Origin of the sequence: Brevundimonas mediterranea (genome assembly GCF_014196125.1) — a bacterium.
GTDB classification, from domain to species: Bacteria; Pseudomonadota; Alphaproteobacteria; order Caulobacterales; family Caulobacteraceae; genus Brevundimonas; species Brevundimonas mediterranea.
In genome coordinates this window covers 423,224-439,989 of record NZ_JACIDA010000001.1, presented here as the reverse complement: position 1 = coordinate 439,989, position 16,766 = coordinate 423,224, and the positions used below count along the sequence as shown (strand labels likewise).

19 protein-coding genes and 2 tRNA genes are annotated in these 16,766 nt (G+C 68.5%); 13 read left to right on the top strand and 8 right to left on the bottom strand.

Annotated elements, in window-relative coordinates:
* Nucleotides 1-40 precede the first annotated feature (40 nt).
* A tRNA-Gln gene (locus tag GGR11_RS02230) sits at nucleotides 41-114 on the bottom strand.
* A 199-nt stretch (nucleotides 115-313) separates the two neighbouring features.
* Between GGR11_RS02230 and GGR11_RS02225 the strand changes: the two genes are divergently transcribed.
* Nucleotides 314-390: transfer RNA gene (locus GGR11_RS02225), tRNA-Pro, on the top strand.
* Nucleotides 391-460: 70 nt separating this feature from the next.
* Here the strand turns inward: GGR11_RS02225 and ilvC are convergent.
* Nucleotides 461-1,495 (bottom strand): ketol-acid reductoisomerase, encoded by a 1,035-nt coding sequence (ilvC, locus tag GGR11_RS02220; protein ID WP_221205072.1) that lies wholly within the window; start codon nucleotides 1,493-1,495, stop codon nucleotides 461-463.
* Here ilvC and GGR11_RS02215 point away from each other — a divergent pair.
* Together GGR11_RS02215 and GGR11_RS02210 are read left to right on the top strand one after the other, a co-directional pair.
* Nucleotides 1,494-2,036, top strand: a complete 543-nt coding sequence (locus GGR11_RS02215) for a DUF924 family protein (protein ID WP_183195212.1) — start codon at nucleotides 1,494-1,496, stop codon at nucleotides 2,034-2,036. The genes ilvC and GGR11_RS02215 overlap by 2 nt on opposite strands.
* 575 nt (nucleotides 2,037-2,611) lie before the next feature.
* Entirely contained in the window at nucleotides 2,612-2,905 is a 294-nt protein-coding gene (locus GGR11_RS02210; protein WP_183195211.1) for a hypothetical protein, read from the top strand.
* On the opposite strand, the gene GGR11_RS02205 is transcribed toward GGR11_RS02210, so the two are convergent.
* The gene (locus GGR11_RS02205; protein WP_246331493.1) at nucleotides 2,889-3,692 is read right to left on the bottom strand and encodes a class I SAM-dependent methyltransferase; all 804 of its coding nucleotides are present in this window, start codon (nucleotides 3,690-3,692) and stop codon (nucleotides 2,889-2,891) included. The genes GGR11_RS02210 and GGR11_RS02205 overlap by 17 nt on opposite strands.
* A 147-nt stretch (nucleotides 3,693-3,839) precedes the next feature.
* On the opposite strand from GGR11_RS02205, the gene hemB reads away from it, so the two are divergent.
* The 5 genes from hemB to GGR11_RS02185 are packed head-to-tail and all read left to right on the top strand — an operon-like array spanning nucleotide 3,840 to nucleotide 7,178.
* Nucleotides 3,840-4,838: a porphobilinogen synthase gene (hemB, locus tag GGR11_RS02200; protein WP_183195209.1), complete on the top strand. Its 999-nt coding sequence runs from the start codon at nucleotides 3,840-3,842 to the stop codon at nucleotides 4,836-4,838.
* Nucleotides 4,838-5,407, top strand: coding sequence for a GNAT family N-acetyltransferase (locus tag GGR11_RS02195; protein WP_183195208.1), 570 nt, complete (start codon nucleotides 4,838-4,840; stop codon nucleotides 5,405-5,407). The genes hemB and GGR11_RS02195 overlap by 1 nt, the downstream gene beginning before the upstream one ends.
* On the top strand, nucleotides 5,404-5,802 hold the full coding sequence (locus GGR11_RS02190) for a hypothetical protein (RefSeq protein ID WP_343051048.1): 399 nt from the start codon (nucleotides 5,404-5,406) through the stop codon (nucleotides 5,800-5,802). Before GGR11_RS02195 ends, GGR11_RS02190 begins: the two co-directional genes overlap by 4 nt.
* A 51-nt stretch (nucleotides 5,803-5,853) precedes the next feature.
* A complete protein-coding gene (locus GGR11_RS16690; protein ID WP_246331491.1) occupies nucleotides 5,854-6,042 on the top strand; it encodes a hypothetical protein in 189 nt (62 codons plus the stop codon).
* Complete coding sequence (locus GGR11_RS02185) at nucleotides 6,039-7,178, top strand: hypothetical protein (RefSeq protein WP_246331489.1); 1,140 nt, start codon at nucleotides 6,039-6,041, stop codon at nucleotides 7,176-7,178. Before GGR11_RS16690 ends, GGR11_RS02185 begins: the two co-directional genes overlap by 4 nt.
* Nucleotides 7,179-7,182: 4 nt before the next feature.
* Here the strand turns inward: GGR11_RS02185 and GGR11_RS02180 are convergent, their stop codons facing one another.
* The 4 genes from GGR11_RS02180 to tpiA form a co-directional block, all read right to left on the bottom strand.
* Complete coding sequence (locus GGR11_RS02180) at nucleotides 7,183-7,341, bottom strand: hypothetical protein (RefSeq protein ID WP_183195206.1); 159 nt, start codon at nucleotides 7,339-7,341, stop codon at nucleotides 7,183-7,185.
* Nucleotides 7,342-7,442: 101 nt separating this feature from the next.
* Nucleotides 7,443-9,095 (bottom strand): CTP synthase, encoded by a 1,653-nt coding sequence (gene pyrG / locus GGR11_RS02175; protein WP_183195205.1) that lies wholly within the window; start codon nucleotides 9,093-9,095, stop codon nucleotides 7,443-7,445.
* Between the two features lie 124 nt (nucleotides 9,096-9,219).
* Nucleotides 9,220-9,666, bottom strand: a complete 447-nt coding sequence (gene secG / locus GGR11_RS02170; protein WP_008262390.1) for a preprotein translocase subunit SecG — start codon at nucleotides 9,664-9,666, stop codon at nucleotides 9,220-9,222.
* Between the two features lie 76 nt (nucleotides 9,667-9,742).
* Entirely contained in the window at nucleotides 9,743-10,492 is a 750-nt protein-coding gene (gene tpiA / locus GGR11_RS02165) for a triose-phosphate isomerase (protein WP_183195204.1), read from the bottom strand.
* 138 nt (nucleotides 10,493-10,630) lie between these two features.
* On the opposite strand from tpiA, the gene GGR11_RS02160 reads away from it, so the two are divergent.
* Entirely contained in the window at nucleotides 10,631-12,538 is a 1,908-nt protein-coding gene (locus GGR11_RS02160; RefSeq protein ID WP_183195203.1) for a peptidylprolyl isomerase, read from the top strand.
* A complete protein-coding gene (trpE, locus tag GGR11_RS02155; RefSeq protein WP_183195202.1) occupies nucleotides 12,535-14,052 on the top strand; it encodes an anthranilate synthase component I in 1,518 nt (505 codons plus the stop codon). The genes GGR11_RS02160 and trpE overlap by 4 nt, the downstream gene beginning before the upstream one ends.
* Here the strand turns inward: trpE and GGR11_RS02150 are convergent.
* Nucleotides 14,049-14,255: a peptidoglycan-binding protein gene (locus GGR11_RS02150; protein ID WP_183195201.1), complete on the bottom strand. Its 207-nt coding sequence runs from the start codon at nucleotides 14,253-14,255 to the stop codon at nucleotides 14,049-14,051. The genes trpE and GGR11_RS02150 overlap by 4 nt on opposite strands.
* Nucleotides 14,256-14,342: 87 nt before the next feature.
* On the opposite strand from GGR11_RS02150, the gene GGR11_RS02145 reads away from it, so the two are divergent.
* From GGR11_RS02145 to trpC, 3 genes are read left to right on the top strand one after another with little or no spacing between them, the layout of a single operon-like run.
* A complete protein-coding gene (locus GGR11_RS02145) occupies nucleotides 14,343-14,933 on the top strand; it encodes an anthranilate synthase component II (RefSeq protein ID WP_183195200.1) in 591 nt (196 codons plus the stop codon).
* Between the two features lie 2 nt (nucleotides 14,934-14,935).
* Nucleotides 14,936-15,973, top strand: a complete 1,038-nt coding sequence (trpD, locus tag GGR11_RS02140; protein WP_183195199.1) for an anthranilate phosphoribosyltransferase — start codon at nucleotides 14,936-14,938, stop codon at nucleotides 15,971-15,973.
* The gene (gene trpC, locus GGR11_RS02135; protein ID WP_183195198.1) at nucleotides 15,970-16,764 is read left to right on the top strand and encodes an indole-3-glycerol phosphate synthase TrpC; all 795 of its coding nucleotides are present in this window, start codon (nucleotides 15,970-15,972) and stop codon (nucleotides 16,762-16,764) included. The genes trpD and trpC overlap by 4 nt, the downstream gene beginning before the upstream one ends.
* The last annotated feature ends 2 nt before the right edge of the window (nucleotides 16,765-16,766 follow it).

The following is a 16,766-nucleotide window of genomic DNA, read 5'->3' as shown; positions in this document are numbered from 1 at the left end:
GGGGATCGGCGCCGAAAGGGCTTAAACCCTTATGGAGCGGTGGCTGGGGAACTAGGACTCGAACCTAGAATGACGGTACCAAAAACCGGAGTGTTACCATTACACCATTCCCCAGCAGGTCCGGCGACCGCAGCGCTCTCGCGCGGCGGAGGCGGTCAGATAGGCCAAACCGTTTTCGGATGCAACACCCTCTTTCAGGACTATTTTCGCCCCGTGCAAAGAAGGTCGAAATGGGTGCTTGCGGGGTCGGAAACCCATGGCTATAAGCCGCGTCCTCACTTCGGGGCGACGCCGCCAGGCCAGCCCCCACGGTCGGAGTGTGGCTCAGCCTGGTAGAGCACTGCGTTCGGGACGCAGGGGTCGGAGGTTCGAATCCTCTCACTCCGACCATCTTCTCTTCTGACATCGACGGTATGGCGGCGGGTTCTTGCCCCGCCGCCCTCCCTCGCGCGGCCAGACTTCAGTCGTCGTTCGCCGCCGTCTCGCGCGCCAGACGCGCCACCTCGTTCAGATGCGCCCCCACCGCCTCGATCGGCCGCCGCCCCAAAGCCGCACGCCGCGCCAGCAGGTCGGGCGAGCCGGCGTCGTAATCCGCCATCAGGGCGCGCACGAACCCCCCGCCCTGCACCTCGGCCAGCACCTGGTCCATCGCCGCGCGCGAGGCGGCGTTGATGATGCGCGGCCCGGTCAGATAGGCCCCGTATTCCGCCGTATTGGAGATCTTGGCGAAGGCGCCGGCTATGCCGCGTTCGTACATCAGGTCGGTGACCAGCTTGGCCTCGTAGAAACACTCGAACCAGGCCACCTCAGGCGGATAGCCGGCCTCGACCAGTTTCATGAAGGCCGAATCGATCAGTTCGGCGATCCCGCCGCACAGCACCACCTGTTCGCCGAACAGATCGCTCTCGCACTCGTCCTTCATCGTCGTCTCGAGGATGCCCTTGCGCCCGCACCCCAGGGCGGCCGCATAGGACAGGCCCAGGGCGTGCGCCCCGCCCGTCGCGTCCTGATGCACCCCGAACAGGCAGAAGACCCCCTCCCCGGCCTCGTACAGGTCACGGATGCGCGGCCCGATCCCCTTGGGCGAGGCCAGGATGACGTCCAGGTCGGCGCGCGGCTCCACCAGGCCGAACCGCACCGACAGGCCGTGGGCGAAGACCAGGGCGGCGCCCGGCCGCACGTTCGGCGCCAGTTCGTCGCGCCACAGGTCGCGGTGCGCCTCGTCCGAGGTCATGACGGCGACGACATCCGCGCCCGCCGCCGCCTCGCCCGCCGTCATCACCGTGAATCCGTCGGCCTTGGCCCTTTCCCGCGTCTTCGACCCGGCCTTCAGGCCCACGACGATGTCGGTCACGCCCGAATCGCGCAGGTTCAGCGCATGGGTCCGTCCCTGGCTGCCGTAGCCGATCATGGCGACGCGCTTGCCCCGAATGATCGAAAGGTCGCAGTCGCGGTCATGGAAGACGGGCAGCGGATTGGATAGGATCTTTGTCATGACCGCCTTCATAGCCCCATCCGACGTCGTCGCCTTCTGGAAAGCGGCTGGCCCCGACAAGTGGTTCGCCAAGGACGAGGCCTTCGACGCCGAGTTTCGCGCGCGGGGCCATGATCTGCACCTGTCCGCCGCCCGGCGCGAACGCGACGACTGGATCGAGACGGCGGAGACCGCCCTCGCCCTCCTGATCCTGCTGGACCAGTATCCGCGCAACGGCTTCCGCGGCACGGCCCACCAGTTCGCCACCGACCCCCTGGCCCTGATGTTCGCCGAACAGGCCGTGGCGCGCGGCCACCATCTCCAGGTCGCGCCGGAACTGAAGAACTTCCTCCTCCTCCCCTTCGAACATTCCGAACGGATCGAGGATCAGGACCGCTACATGGCCCTGGTCGCCGGCGACGCCGAGCTCGAGAAATGGGGCCGCCTCCACCGCGACATCATCGTCCGCTTCGGCCGCTTCCCCCACCGCAACCCCGCCCTGGGCCGCACGACCACGCCCGACGAACAGGCCTTCCTCGACCAAGGCGGCTTCGGCGGCTGACTTCTCACCTCCCCGTTCGCCTTCGCGCGCGGAGACGTGGGCCAACGCCCACAATGACGCTGGTCTGAATCGAACGATTTCAACGCCCTGAAAGAATCTCGACCCTATTTCCCCGCCATACCCGCCGGCGCCCGTATCATCCTCTCATCCCCGCCGATGGGGAGGGCGTCGGATCCAGCGCCCTGACGGCGGCGGGGCTGTGGTCGAGCGATGAAGCCGGTGGGGAGGAGACCGCCGGGGTCCTTAGGGGCGGCGATGGATGCCGCCTCCTGCTCGCCGCACGCTTCGGAAAGCGGACCGCTGTCGATTATTAATTGGCAGGTCCGCCCCGGCGAAGCCGTCGCAAGGCGGCCCGCCGATCCGGCAAGGCTCGAAGACGAGGGCCGCCAGCCGGAGCGCGTGTGGAAAACGACCGCGTGGGACGACGACTGCGCCGAAACGGTACTTAAAAATCCAAACACCGGGTGCAGACCCGGCGTCCCACGCCCTCCCCAACTTCGCCGCGAACCGGCGAAGGCAGAGCCGATTCACCCAAGCCCCACGCCCCAAACCCCACGCCCCAGAAGGAACCTCCGATGCGCCGTCGCCGTCTGTCCAACGCCCGCCATGATGACGGCTTCGCCTATGCGCTGCAGCGACATCGGCTCGAGCTGATCGCCGCCGGCGAAGCCGAACCCCTGAACGAGCGCGAAGGCCTGTTCCTGCGGCAGATCAAGGCCAAGCGCCGCACGCGCTATGCCGACTTTATCGTCTCAGCCCCGCTGCTCTGGGCCGAGACCTGCGCCCTCAGACGGGCGCGGGAGGCGCGGGAGGCGCGCGCCCGTTCGACCGACGCCCCCGAACCTGAAGGCCTCAGCCCGGCTTTCTGAAGCGATAGACGAACTGGTCGGTCTTGCCGCGAATGGCGGCGTCGAAGACGTTCAGGCTGTGGTCGTCGGCCGGATTGGCCACGGCCGCGCTCTCGCCTTCGAACACAAAGCCCGCCGCCTCGACCTCGCGCTTCAGATAGTCGCCCTCGATCCGGTGCAGGGTCTGGACCGCCGAGATGCCGGTCCCCGCCGCCGCCTGATGATCGATCAGAATATAGCGGCCGCCGGGCTTCAGGGCCGCGAACACGGCGGCGTTCATCTTGGCCACATCGGTGTTGAAACCGGGGATATGGAAGTCGTGATATTCTTGACTCATGAAGACCATGTCCAGCGGCTGGTCATAGGTCATGGCGTCCAGCAGGCCGTTGACCCGCGTCACGTTCGGATAGGCGGCGACCAGGGCGTCGGCCAGCGGGTTCTCCCGCGTCATGGTCCGCTCGGGCACGAAGGCGTAGACCCGACCTGTCGGCCCGACCACGTCCGAGAACAGCCGGGTGAAATAGCCTGCGCCGGGGCGCACATCGGCCACCTTGTCGCCGGGCGCCAGTTGGGCGAAGGCCAGAATCTCGGCCGGATGACGCAGCGGATCGCGCGCGACCTCCTCCGCCGGACGCTTGGGATCGGCGACCGCATCCGTATAGAGCGAGACATAGGCCGGTGCGCCCAGATCGGCCGAGGCCTCCTGGACGACGATCCGCTCGCCGCCGTCGGAGGCGACGATGATACATCCCGACAGCCCCGCCGCCAGGGCCAGAACCGCCGCGCCCGTCGCCCATCGTCTTATCATCGCCGTCTCCCTGAACTTGATGCGATAGGCTCGCATTTCGTCGATCCGCGCAAGCCGGTATCACGTTCGAAACGATCCGACGCATCACGCGATTTGCGCCCCGGCCCCGGCGGCGCTAGTCCGGCGACAGATTTCGAAAGTCCCGCCATGCTTCCCTACCAGCCCGCCCCCTTCCCGCTCGCCCGTCCGCGGCGTCTGCGCGCCAGTCCCTGGGTGCGTCGTCTGGTCGCCGAGACCGTCCTGACCCCCGCCGATCTGATCTGGCCGCTGATCGTCCACGACGGCGCCGAGGACCGCGTGCCGGTCGCCTCCATGCCGGGCGTCTTCCGCCTGTCGCCCAAGGCGGCGGCGGCGGCGGCGGTCGAGGCGCGCGACCTGGGCATTCCGATGCTCGCCCTCTTCCCCAATGTGGACGGCGCCATCAAGGACGCGGTCGGCACGGGCGCCACGGATCCCGACGGCCTGATCCCCGACTGTATCAAGGCCATCAAGGACGCCGCGCCGGAGATCGGCGTCATGACCGACGTGGCGCTCGACTGCTACACCGACCACGGCCATGACGGCGTCATGGAGGGCGACCGGATCGTCAACGACGCCAGCCTGGACCGCCTGGCCGAACAGGCCTTCATCCACGCCCACGCCGGCGCCGACGTGGTCGCTCCCTCCGACATGATGGACGGCCGCATCCAGGCGGTGCGCGAGGCGCTCGAGGCCAACGGCTTCCACGACACCCTGATCCTGTCCTATGCGGCCAAGTTCGCCTCGGCCTTCTACGGCCCCTACCGCGACGCCGTCGGCTCCTCGACCGCGCTGAAGGGCGACAAGAAGACCTATCAGATGGACTACGCCAACTCGGACGAGGCCCTGAAGGAGGTCGCCATGGACCTGTCGGAAGGCGCCGACGCGGTCATGGTCAAGCCGGGCATGCCCTATCTCGACATCGTGCGCCGCGTGTCCGAGACCTTCCGCGTCCCGACCTTCGCCTATCAGGTGTCGGGCGAGTACGCGATGATGCAGGCCTCCATCGCCAACGGCTGGCTGGATCACGACCGCGCCGTGCTGGAGACCCTGCACGGGTTCAAGCGCGCCGGCTGCGCGGGCGTCCTGACCTATTTCGCGCCCCAGGCCGCGCGGCTGCTGGGCTGATGCGGTCTGAGGTCCAGATCCGCGAGGCGACCCCGGCCGACATGGCGGCGATCACCGCCATCTATGCCGAAAGCGTCGCCAACGGACGCGGCACCTTCGAGTTGGAGCCGCCGGACGCGATCGAGATGACGGCCCGGTTCGCCGCCATCCAGGCCCTGGGCCTGCCCCGGCTGGTCGCCGTGATCGACGGCGTGGTGGTCGGCTACGCCTACGCCGGCCCGTTCCGCACCCGCCAGGCCTATCGCTACATGGTCGAGGACTCGATCTATGTCGCCCCTGAAGCCCGGGGCAACGGCGTCGCCAGCGCCCTGCTGGACGAACTGATCCTCGCCTGCGAAGCCCTGGGCCTGCGCCAGATGGTCGCCGTGATCGGCGATTCCGACAACGCCGGCTCCATCGCCCTGCACCGCGTCCGTGGCTTCGCCGACGCCGGCGTGTTCAAGGCGGCGGGCTGGAAACATGACGACTGGCGCGACGTCGTCTTCATGCAACGCGAACTGGGCGCCGGCGGGCAGACGCCACCGGACGCCCCGGGCTTGCCCCTAGTGGACAAGAAGCCCGCGCGGTGAATGACACGGGCGATACATTGCGACGCCAGGTTGCAAGGCCTATCCTCAGCGTCGTGAAGATCGTATCGTCCCTTCTGCTGCTGATCGGCGCCCTGGCGGTGATGACCTTGGGCGCCGTCGGCGTCTCGGCGTCACCGGCCATGGCCTCAGCGCCCTGCCACGAGACCAGCCACGCCGCCCCGGACCAGACGCCTGACCAACCCGTCAAAGCCCCTGGCAAAACAATGAAGGTGATGGCCTGCTGCGTCGCCTGCGTGGCGGCGCCGAACCTCGAGCCCGACTCAGATCCCGCCCCGACCGTCGCCCCGGCCCGCCTAACCGCCCCGCTGTTCAACGTCCCGGCCGGGCTCCTGCTCTCTCCCGAGCCCGGCCCGCCCCGCCTCCTGATCGCCTGAGCCCTGCGCCGTTCGCGGCGCCTTCAGTCACGATCATTCCAGGAGGCCATCATGGCTCCCCGCATCCTTGTCGGCGCCCTCGCCGGCGTCTCCCTGCTCGCCCTCGCTCAGGCCGCAAGCGCGCAGGACCATTCCCACCACCAGGCGGCGCCGGCCGCCGATCCCCATGCCGGCCACGACATGGCCGCCATGCCGGCCGCCTCACACGCCATGACCAGCCCCTACGGCCCCTGGCAATGAGCCGGGACGCCTCGGGCACCAGCTGGCAGCCCGACTCCGGCGAACACGCCGGGATCCACACCGTCCGAGGCGACTGGACGGTGATGACCCACGCCCTGCTGAACCTGACCTACGACACCCAGTCCGGCCCCCGCGGCGGCGACAAGACCTTCGTCTCCGGCATGCTGATGACCACGGCCCGCCGCGACTTCGACGACGGCTCGACCCTGAACCTGCGCGCCATGCTCAGCCCCGACCCCCTGATGGGCAAGTCCGGCTATCCGCTGCTGCTGGCCGCCGGCGAGACGGCGAACGGCTTCGCCCCCCTGGTCGACCGCCAGCATCCGCACGACTTATTCATGGAGCTGTCGGCCAGCTATTCGAAACGTTTGTCCGACAAGGACAGCCTCTACGGCTATATCGGCCTGCCCGGCGAACCCGCCTTCGGCCCGCCCGCCTTCATGCACCGAATGAGCGCCATGGACAGTCCCGAGGCGCCCATCACCCACCACTGGCTGGACTCGACCCATATCGTCTTCGGCGTCACCACCCTGGGCTGGGCCCACGACCGGTTCAAGATCGAGACCTCGGCCTTCAAGGGTCGCGAGCCGGACGAGGAACGCTGGGGCATAGACTCGCCGAAACTGGACAGCTGGTCGGTGCGGGGCTCGTGGAACCCGACGGCCGACTGGTCCTTCCAGGCCTCCTACGCCGACGTCTCGGCTCCGGAACAGCTGGAGCCCGACGAGGACGAGACCAAATGGTCAGCCAGCGCCATCCACACCCGTCGCCTGGGCGAGACCGGCTGGTGGTCCTCGACCCTGGCCTGGGGCCGCAAGACCAACAGTCACGACGAGTCCAAGGACGGCTGGCTGCTGGAATCCGCCGTCCATCCGAACGACCGCTGGACCGTCTTCGTCCGCGCCGAACGGATCGAGACGGACGAACTGGTCCCCGGCCTCGGCGGCGGTCACGGCCCCCTCTGCACGTTCGGGAAAGCCTCGCTGGGCGCAGTGCGCGACTGGCGGATCGCCCCCCGCGTCCGCTTCGGCCTCGGCGCTCTCTATGCGGTGAACCGCGTGCCGGACGCGCTGGAGCCGGTTTACGGCGGCGATCCGGATGGCGGGATGATCTTCATGCGCCTGAAGATCGATTGACGGTTCAGGCCCGCCCGGTCCTAGCCGGGTGGGCCGACGGCGCCTCCAGGCTGCGCGCGACCTCGTAGCCGACAAACGCCATGCCGACAACGAGCCCCAGGCCGCCGGCGATCAGCACCAGACGGACATGCCGGTGCAGGTGATAGAGCAAGTCGCCGATCATCGACGGTCCATCCTGTCGGATCGTCCCATTTCGATCCGTTCCAGGCAGTTTAATGCAAAACCGACACCAGCCGGAATCGCAGGTCCGTGAACGCGGTTTGATCAGACCAGGCGGCTCTGCACCAGCGCCGCGCCGATAAAGCTGGCGAACAGCGGGTGCGGGGCGAACGGCCGACTCTTCAGCTCGGGATGGTACTGAACGCCGATGAACCAGGGATGGTCCGGCCGCTCCACCGTCTCCGGCAGGACGCCGTCGGGCGACAAGCCGGCGAAGACCAGACCGGCCTTCGCCTCGATCGCCTCGCGATAGTTGATATTGACCTCATAGCGGTGACGATGCCGCTCGCTGATGGCCGTGGTTCCATAGATCTCTGCGATCCGAGAGCCTTCGGTCAGGGTCGAATCATAGGCGCCCAGCCGCATGGTGCCGCCCAGGTCGCCGCCCTGCTGGCGCAGGACGCGCTGATTGCCTTGCGTCCATTCGGTCATCAGGCCCACGACCGGCTCGGCGGTCGGACCGAACTCCGTGGACGAGGCCTTGGGATAGCCGGCCAGGTTCCGCGCCGCCTCGATCACAGCCATCTGCATGCCGAAACAGATGCCGAAATAGGGAATGTTGCGCTCGCGGGCGAACCGCGCCGCCTCGATCTTGCCTTCCGAGCCGCGCTCGCCGAAGCCGCCCGGCACCAGAACGGCGTGGGCGCCCTGCAGCCGCTCCTCGCAGGCCTCCGGGTCGCCCTCGAAGGTGTCGGCCTCGACCCAGTCGATATTGACCTTGACGTTATTGGCCACGCCGCCGTGGTGCAGGGCCTCGATCAGGGACTTATAGGCGTCCTTCAACACCGTATATTTTCCGACCACCGCAATGGTGACCTCGCCGTCCGGGTGCAGACGGCGGCGCGCGATCTCCTGCCAGCGCGACAGGTCAGGCTCGGGCGCGTCCTCGATGCCGAAATGGGCCAGGACTTCGCGGTCCAAGCCTTCGCGATGGTAGTCCAGCGGCACGGCATAGATGTCGGCCGAGTCCATCGCCTCGATGACGCTGCTTTCGCGAACGTTGCAGAATTGGCCGATCTTACGCTTTTCTTCGGCCGGGATCGGCTGTTCGCAGCGACATAGCAGGATGTCGGGCTGGATGCCGATCGAGCGCAGCTCCTTGACCGAATGCTGGGTCGGCTTGGTCTTCATCTCGCCGGCGGTCTTGATGAAGGGCAGCAGGGTCAGGTGGACGAAGCAGGATCGGCCGCGCGGCAGGTCCTGGCCCAGCTGGCGGATGGCCTCAAAGAAGGGCAGGCCCTCGATGTCGCCGACCGTGCCCCCGATCTCCACCAGAACAAAGTCCACGGCCTCGCCCTCATCGGTCAGGGCCGGGGTCAGACAGAAGGATTTGATCTGGTCGGTGACGTGCGGAATGACCTGGACAGTTGCGCCCAGATAGTCGCCGCGACGCTCCTTCTCCAGGATGGTCGAATAGATTCGGCCCGTGGTGATATTGTCGGACTTGGCCGCCGACACCCCGGTGAACCGCTCGTAGTGACCCAGGTCCAGGTCCGTCTCGGCGCCGTCGTCGGTCACGAAGACCTCGCCGTGCTGGTACGGGCTCATCGTCCCCGGATCGACGTTCAGATAGGGATCGAGCTTGCGAAGCCGGACCTTGTAGCCGCGCGCTTGCAAAAGAGCGCCGAGAGCGGCGGAGGCGAGGCCTTTTCCTAGCGAGGAAACCACGCCGCCGGTGATGAACACATAGCGAGCCATGGGCGGACACCTTACTCCATGATTCGCGAACGACGCATGGCCCGCCGCGAATCGAACTGTTGATCAAAAGAAGAAAGCGCGCCCTGCGGCGCGCTTTCGGAAAGTCGGGTCGGTCGCCTGCCCGTTACTGGGCGGGCTGCTGGGCCGGAGCGGACGCCGGCGACCTGGCCGCCGAGGCGGACGGCAGGCTGGCTTCCAGATCGTCCAGCGACGGCGCGGTCGGCTGGGCGGGCGCGGCCGGCTGCTGTTGCTGGGCCGGTTGTTGCGTCTGGGTCTGCGGCGTCGTGGCCAGAGAGCCCACGGCGTCGGCGTCGATCACCGAGACCGAGGCGCGGTCCATATTGCCGACGACCGTCAGAATGATGGTCAGGCCGAACAGCAGGGCCGCCAGCACCCAGGTGATCTTGGTCAGCAGATTGCCGGCGCCCCGCGCCGTCATGAAGCCCGAAGGACCGCCGCCCATGCCCAGGGCGCCGCCCTCGGACCGCTGCAGCAGCACTACGCCCGTCAGGGAGACGGCGACCAGGATGATGGCGACGAGCAGGATGGTCTGGAGCATGGCGTCATTCATGTGGGCGCGGAGCTGCGCCGATCAAGCGGCGGCCTCTATCACCGAAGCCGCCGGGGGGCAAACCGGAAGCGGCTCGTCAGACGGCGTGGACGATCTTCAGGAAATCATCGGCCTTCAGCGACGCGCCCCCGACCAGGGCGCCGCCCACTTCCGGCACGGCCAGAATTTCGGCCGCATTGTCAGGTTTGACCGAGCCGCCGTACAGGATGGGCGCGCGGCGGGCGGGCTCGCCCAGGCGCTGGATCATGGCGGTCCGTATGGCGGCGTGAACCTCCGCGATCTGTTCCAGAGTGGGCGTCAGACCCGTGCCGATGGCCCACACCGGCTCATAGGCGACTGCGAAGTCACGCTCGGACAAACCGTCCGGCAGGGAGCCTGCGATCTGGGCGCTGACGACGGCGACCGCCTGGCCCGCTTCATGTTGCTCCAGGGTCTCGCCGACGCAGACGATCGGCTCCAGACCGGCCGCGATGGCCGCCTCGACCTTGGCTGCGACGTCTGCGTCCGTTTCCCCGAAGGCCGCCCGTCGCTCGGAATGGCCCAGAATCACCAGGGTGGCGCCGGCGTCCGCCAGCATGTCCGCCGACACCGACCCCGTGAAGGCGCCCGAAGCCTTTTCGTGGCAATCCTGCCCACCCACTTCGACCGTGCTGTCCGCCAGGACGCGGCGCAGGCGGTCCGTCAGGGTGGCGGGCGGGCACAGGGCGATGCGGCATGAGGGCTGCGCCCCCGCCAGGCCTTCCTTCAAAGCCAGGGCCTCGGATACGTCTGCGGAGACGCCGTGCATTTTCCAGTTGCCGACGATCAACTTCACGGATTGTTTCATAACCCCTGTCTAGGGGCCTCAAACCGGCAAGCCAAGAGGGGGCGCCGCAATCTGGCCATCACGCCGTCCTTGCGGGGGCGCGCCCGGCCCGACTATACGCCGGGTGACGCCAACCTCGGCCAGTCTACGGGTCTTCGAATGATCACCGCCTTCCGCGCCTTCTCGCGCTCCAAGTGGGCCGCCGCCCTGCTCGTCCTGATCGCCATCAGTTTCGTGATCGTGGGCGCGCGGATGGATGTCTTCGCCAACCTGGGCCCGAAACATGTGATCGACGCCGGCGACCGTTCGATGAACGAAGCCGAGTTCAGCGCCGCCTTCGGGCGTGTGCGCGAAAACATCCAGCAGCAGGCCGGTCGTCCCGTGACCAACGAGGACCTGATCGCGGAAAACATCCACACCCGCTTCCTGGACAGCCAGACCGAACAGCTCGGCTTCCTGAACTGGGCCTGGAAAGCGGGCATCCGCCCCGGCAAGGAACTGATCGTCAAGCAGATCCGCCAGATCCCCGCCTTCTTCAACTCGGTCACGGGCCAGTTCGATCAACAGGCCTATGAGAGCGCCCTAGCTCAACAGAACCTGACCCCCGCCATGCTGGAGCAGGACCTGCGCGACCAGTATGCGACGGAGCATTTCGGCGCCGCCATCTTCGCCGGCGCCCGTGCGCCGCGCATCTACGGCGCCCTGCTGGCCGGCGCCGCCTTCGAGACCCGCGACGGTCGCTGGTTCGAGGTCACGCCCGCCATGGCCGGCGAAATCCCCGCCCCGACCGACGCCCAGCTGAACGCCTTCATTCAGGAAAACGCCGCACGTCTGCGCGCGCCGGAGTTCCGCATGGTGTCCGTCGTCCTGTTCACGCCGGACCCGGGCGCCGCCCCCGTCGTGTCGGATGAGCGTATCCGCGAACGTTTCGAGTTCAAGAAGGACAGCCTGGGCAAGCCCGAGACCCGCACCTTCGTGACCCTGACCGCGCCCAGCCGCGACGTCGCCCAGAAGATCGCCGCCGCCTTGCGCGCCGGCCAGTCGCCCGCCGATGTCGGCCGCGCCAACAGCATCCAGCCGGCGAACTTCAACGCCACGCCCCGCGCCGCCGTCGGAGACGCGGCCACCGCCGCTGCTGTGTTCGGCCTGCAGGTCAACCAGGTCTCTGACCCGGTCCAGGCCGGCGTCGGCTTCGCCGTCGCCAAGGTCACCGCCATCCAGCCGGGTCAGCCCGCGACCCTGGAAAACTCGCGCGACCAGATCGTCGCGGAACTGCGCGCCGAGGACGTCAAGGGCCAGACCTACGCCAAGGTCGAGAAGTATGAGGCCGCCCGCACCGCAGGCAAGAATCTGGCCGACGCCGCCCGCGAGGCCGGCGGCCGTGTCATCGACCTGCCCCCCTTCACCAAGGACGGCAAACTGCCCAACGGCCAGGCCCTGAACGCCCCGCCGCAAATCTTCGAGACGGCCTGGAGCCTGACCAAGGGCGGTGAGAGCGACGTGATCGACGCCGGCCAGGGCCAGTATTTCGCGGTCCGCGTGAACGACATCCGTCCGTCGGCCCTGCCGACCCTGGCTGAGGTGCGAGCGCCCCTGGCCGCTCAATGGACCCAACGCGAAATCTCGCGCCGCCTCGCCGCCAAGGCCGAAGAACTGGCCGGCCGCGTCCGCCAGGGCCAGGACATCGCCGCCGTGGCCCGTTCGGTGAACGCCCCGCTGACCGTCCGCACCGGCGTGGTCCGCGACCAGACCACCCAGGAATCGCTGGGCCAGGGCGTGCTCCAGGGCCTGTTCGGTCAGGCCAAGGGCCAGGTCTTCTCCCAACCGGGCGAAGGCGGTTATCTGGTCGGCCGCGTCGACGGCATCCACGCCGCCAATCCGGCCGTCGCCGGTCCTCTGGCCGAACAGGCCCGCCCGCGCATCACCCAGGAACTGGTCCAGGCCATGGTCCAGACCGAGATGACCGCCGGCGCCCAGCGTTCCAAAGCCAAGAACGACGTCGCCCTGGCGCGTCAGGCCCTGGGCCTGTCAGCCGAGCCGACGGCCCCCGCCGCACCGGCGCAATGACCACGGCGGCCTCTGGAGAACCCGATTTCGACGCCTTCGCCGCCGGCCTCTCGGCCGGTCGGCCGCAGGTGCTGGTGCGGCGCGTCATCGATGACCTCGAGACGCCGGTCTCGGCCTATCTGAAGCTCGGTCACAGCCGCCCCTACGCCTGTCTGCTGGAGTCGGTCGAAGGCGGTGCGGTCAAGGGCCGCTATTCGATTCTGACCCTGGATCCGGATGTGATCTGGCGCTGCCGTTCCAACGCGGCGGAGCTGGCGCGCGGCCCCGCCGTCGCCGAGGGCCGGTTCACGCCCGAGGCCCTGCCGACGCTTCAGTCGCTGCGCGCCCTGATCGCCGCCTCGAAGTTCGACCTGCCGGAGGGCCTGCCGCCCATGGCAGCCGGCCTGTTCGGCGTCTTCGGCTATGACATGGTGCGTCTGCTCGAGCCGCTGGGCGAACCCAATCCGGATCCACTGGACCTGCCGGACGCCGTCCTGACCCGCCCGTCGCTGGTCGCCATCTTCGATTCCGTCGGGCAGGAGATCATCCTGGTCTCGGCGGCCTATCCCGACGCAGGCGCCGCGCCGCGTGAAGCGTTCGACGCCGCCGTCGCCCGACTGGACGCCTTCGAGACCGCCCTGCGCGAGCCTCTGCCGGTGCGCGCCGCGCCCCAACCGACGCCCGCCCCGACCTTCGCCTCGCCCGTGGACGAGGCCGGCTTCGGCGAGATGGTGGCCAAGGCCAAGGACTATATCGCCGCCGGCGACATCTTCCAGGTCGTGCTCAGCCACCGCTTCTCGGCCCCCTGGACCGAAGATCCCTTCGCCTTCTACCGCTCCCTGCGTCGCCAGAACCCGTCGCCCTATCTCTTCTATCTGAACTTCGAGGGCTTCCAGCTGGCCGGTTCCAGCCCGGAGATCCTGGTCCGGCTCAAGGACGGCCAGGTCACCATTCGCCCCCTGGCCGGAACCCGCATGCGCGGCGCCACGCCCGAGGCGGACAAGGCCCTGGAGGCCGAATTGCTGGCCGACCCCAAGGAGCGCGCCGAACATCTGATGCTGCTGGACCTGGGCCGCAACGACGTCGGCCGCGTCGCCGCGCCGGGCACGGTCGAGGTGACCGAGAGCTTCGTCGTCGAACGCTACAGCCAGGTCATGCACATCGTCTCCAATGTGCGCGGCAAGGCCGATCCGAAACTGGACGCCGTCGACACCCTGCTGGCGGCCCTTCCCGCCGGCACCCTGTCAGGCGCGCCCAAGGTGCGGGCCATGGAAGTGATCGACGAGCTGGAAACCGAAAAGCGCGGCGTCGGCTACGGCGGCGGGGTCGGCTATATCTCGGCCGGCGGCGAGGCGGACATCTGCATCACCCTGCGCACGGCCCTGTTCGCCGATGATCAGATCTTCGTCCAGGCCGGCGCCGGCGTGGTCGCCGACAGCGATCCAGCAGCCGAATACGCCGAGACCCGGCACAAGGCCCGCGCCCCGATGCGGGCCGCCGACGACGCCTGGCGCTTCCGCACCGGCAATCGCTAGGGCGTATAGGTCGCCACGGGCTCGTCAAAGCGGACGCCCGGCCCCAGCACCACCACCCCGGCCATGACCACGGCCGCCGTGGCGGCCAGGGCGGCGGCGCCGAGAGCCGCATAGGGGCTGATCGGCTTGGGTTCGACCACGACCAGCTTCGCCTTGGCGGCGGCGATCTTGTCGGCGATGTCTTTTTCGGCGCTCAGTTTCACACCCCCATCTGCCCCCGCCAATGTTAAGATGCGCTTTAACGCCGCGCACGCTTGGCGTGGCGGCTTGTCACGCCTAGAAGCCAGATCATGATCCTCGTCGTCGATAACTACGACAGCTTTACCTACAACCTCGTCCACTACCTCGCGGAGTTGGGCGCGCCGACCCACGTGGTGCGCAACGACGACCTGACGGCGGACGAGGCCTGGGCGCTGAACCCCGCCGCCGTCCTGCTGTCCCCCGGCCCCTGTGCGCCCGATCAGGCCGGCATCTGCCTGCCCCTGATCGAGAGCGCCCCAGCCTCCATGCCGATCCTGGGCGTCTGTCTGGGCCACCAGGCCATCGGCCAGGCCTTCGGCGGCGACGTGATCCGCGCCAAGACCCTGATGCACGGCAAGACCTCGCCGATCCTGCACGACGGCAAGAGCGTCTTCGCCGGCCTGCCCTCGCCCTTCACCGCCACCCGCTATCATTCGCTGGCGGTGAAGCGCGAAACCCTGCCCGACTGTCTGGAAGTCACCAGCTGGACCGCCGACGGCGAGATCATGGGGCTTCAGCACCGCAGCCGCCCGATCCATGGCGTCCAGTTCCACCCGGAATCCATCGCCACCGAACACGGCCACGACATGCTGGCCAACTTCCTCGAGATCGCCGGCGTGAAGCGCCTCGCGGCCGCCTGATCATGGCTGACGGGTTCAAGCCGATCCTCGCCCGACTGGTCGAGGGCCACCCCCTGACGTCCGAGCAGGCGCACGACTTCTTCGCCGCCTGCCTGCGTGGCGAACCGACCCCGTCCCAGGTAGCGGCCGCCGTCACCGCCCTGCGGATCCGCGGCGAGACCGTCGACGAGATCGCGGCCTTCGCCCAGGCCATGCGCGACGCCGCCCTGACGCTGGATCATCCGTACGAGGTGATCGACACCTGCGGCACCGGCGGCGACGGCCAGCACACCTACAACATCTCCACCGCAGCCGCCCTGGTCCTGGCCGGCGCAGGCCTGAAGGTCGCCAAGCACGGCAACCGGGCCATATCCTCGAAATCCGGCTCGTCCGACGTCCTTTCGATCCTGGGCGTCAACCTGGCCGCCACCCCGGATCAGCAGCGCAAGGCGCTGGACGAGGCCGGCATCTGCTTCCTGTTCGCGCCCGCCTATCACGGCGCCATGCGCCATGTCGGTCCGGTTCGGGCCGAGATCGGGTTCCGCACCGTCTTCAACCTGCTGGGCCCGCTGTCCAACCCGGCCCAGGCGAAACGCCAGGTCATGGGCGTCTATGACCCGCGCCTGCTCGAACCCCTGGTCGAAGTCCTGGGCCGACTGGGCGCCACCCGCGCCTGGACCGTCCATGGCCAGGGCCTGGACGAACTGGCCACCTCCGGCCCGACCGAAGTGGCGGAATGGAAGGACGGCGCCGTCCGCCGCTTCCAGGTCACGCCCGAGGACGCCGGTCTTCCTCGCGCCTCCATCGACGCCATCCGCGGCGGCGACGCCGAGGAGAACGCCACGGCCCTGCGCGCCCTGCTGGCGGGTCAGACGGGCCCTTACCGCGACATCGTGTTGCTGAACGCCGCCGCCGCCCTCGTGGTATCGGATCGGGCGGCGGACCTCACTGAAGGCGCCGTCCTCGCCGCCGCCGCCATTGACGACGGCCGGGCCGCCGAGGCGCTGGAGCGTCTGGCCCGCATCACCTCCACGCCGCTGGATACCGAAGACAACGCATGACCGACGTCCTGGACCGCATCGCCGCATACAAGCGCGAGGATGTCGCCGCCCGCAAGGCCGCGACCTCCCAGCACGCGATCGAGACCCTGGCCCAGGCCGCCTCGGCGCCGCGCGGCTTCCGTGCGGCCCTCGACCGAACCGTCGAAGAAACGGGCCGCCCCGCCCTGATCGCGGAGATCAAGAAGGCCAGCCCGTCCAAGGGCCTGATCCGTTCCGACTTCGACCCCGCCGCCCTCGCCATGGCTTACGAGGCCGGCGGCGCCACATGCCTGTCGGTCCTGACCGACGGACCCAGCTTCCAGGGCGACGACGCCTATCTGGGCCAGGCCCGCACCGCCACGGCCCTGCCCTGCCTGCGCAAGGACTTCCTGGTCGACCCCTGGCAGGTGGCCGAAAGCCGGGCCCTGGGCGCCGACTGTATCCTGATCATCCTGGCCATGATCGACGACCGGCTGGCCGCCGAGCTGCTGGCCGAGGCTGAACGGTTCGGCATGGACGCCCTGATCGAAACCCACGACGAAGCCGAGATGGCGCGGGCCTGCGCTCTCGGCGGCGATCTGGTGGGGATCAACAACCGGTCGCTTCGCACCTTCGAGGTCGATCTGGACGTCACCGAGCGCCTGTCCATGCTCAGCCCCGTGCGCGCCCTTCTGGTCGCCGAGAGCGGCATCTTCACCCCTGAGGACGTCGATCGCGTGTCCGACGCCCATGCCCAGGCTATTCTGGTCGGCGAAAGCCTGATGCGTCAGGCCGACGTTGAGGCCGCGACCCGCAAGCTGCTGGCCGCCTGATT

Bases quoted from the DNA above. Each gene is read 5' to 3' on its own strand.
- GGR11_RS02215 (WP_183195212.1), top strand. From the start codon at position 1,494: ATGACCGCCTTCATAGCCCCATCCGACGTCGTCGCCTTCTGGAAAGCG.
- ilvC (WP_221205072.1), bottom strand. From the start codon at position 1,495: ATGACAAAGATCCTATCCAATCCGCTGCCCGTCTTCCATGACCGCGAC.
- GGR11_RS02210 (WP_183195211.1), top strand. From the start codon at position 2,612: ATGCGCCGTCGCCGTCTGTCCAACGCCCGCCATGATGACGGCTTCGCC.
- GGR11_RS02205 (WP_246331493.1), bottom strand. From the start codon at position 3,692: ATGATAAGACGATGGGCGACGGGCGCGGCGGTTCTGGCCCTGGCGGCG.
- hemB (WP_183195209.1), top strand. From the start codon at position 3,840: ATGCTTCCCTACCAGCCCGCCCCCTTCCCGCTCGCCCGTCCGCGGCGT.
- GGR11_RS02195 (WP_183195208.1), top strand. From the start codon at position 4,838: ATGCGGTCTGAGGTCCAGATCCGCGAGGCGACCCCGGCCGACATGGCG.
- GGR11_RS16690 (WP_246331491.1), top strand. From the start codon at position 5,854: ATGGCTCCCCGCATCCTTGTCGGCGCCCTCGCCGGCGTCTCCCTGCTC.
- GGR11_RS02185 (WP_246331489.1), top strand. From the start codon at position 6,039: ATGAGCCGGGACGCCTCGGGCACCAGCTGGCAGCCCGACTCCGGCGAA.
- GGR11_RS02180 (WP_183195206.1), bottom strand. From the start codon at position 7,341: ATGATCGGCGACTTGCTCTATCACCTGCACCGGCATGTCCGTCTGGTG.
- pyrG (WP_183195205.1), bottom strand. From the start codon at position 9,095: ATGGCTCGCTATGTGTTCATCACCGGCGGCGTGGTTTCCTCGCTAGGA.
- secG (WP_008262390.1), bottom strand. From the start codon at position 9,666: ATGAATGACGCCATGCTCCAGACCATCCTGCTCGTCGCCATCATCCTG.
- tpiA (WP_183195204.1), bottom strand. From the start codon at position 10,492: ATGAAACAATCCGTGAAGTTGATCGTCGGCAACTGGAAAATGCACGGC.
- GGR11_RS02160 (WP_183195203.1), top strand. From the start codon at position 10,631: ATGATCACCGCCTTCCGCGCCTTCTCGCGCTCCAAGTGGGCCGCCGCC.
- trpE (WP_183195202.1), top strand. From the start codon at position 12,535: ATGACCACGGCGGCCTCTGGAGAACCCGATTTCGACGCCTTCGCCGCC.
- GGR11_RS02145 (WP_183195200.1), top strand. From the start codon at position 14,343: ATGATCCTCGTCGTCGATAACTACGACAGCTTTACCTACAACCTCGTC.
- trpD (WP_183195199.1), top strand. From the start codon at position 14,936: ATGGCTGACGGGTTCAAGCCGATCCTCGCCCGACTGGTCGAGGGCCAC.
- trpC (WP_183195198.1), top strand. From the start codon at position 15,970: ATGACCGACGTCCTGGACCGCATCGCCGCATACAAGCGCGAGGATGTC.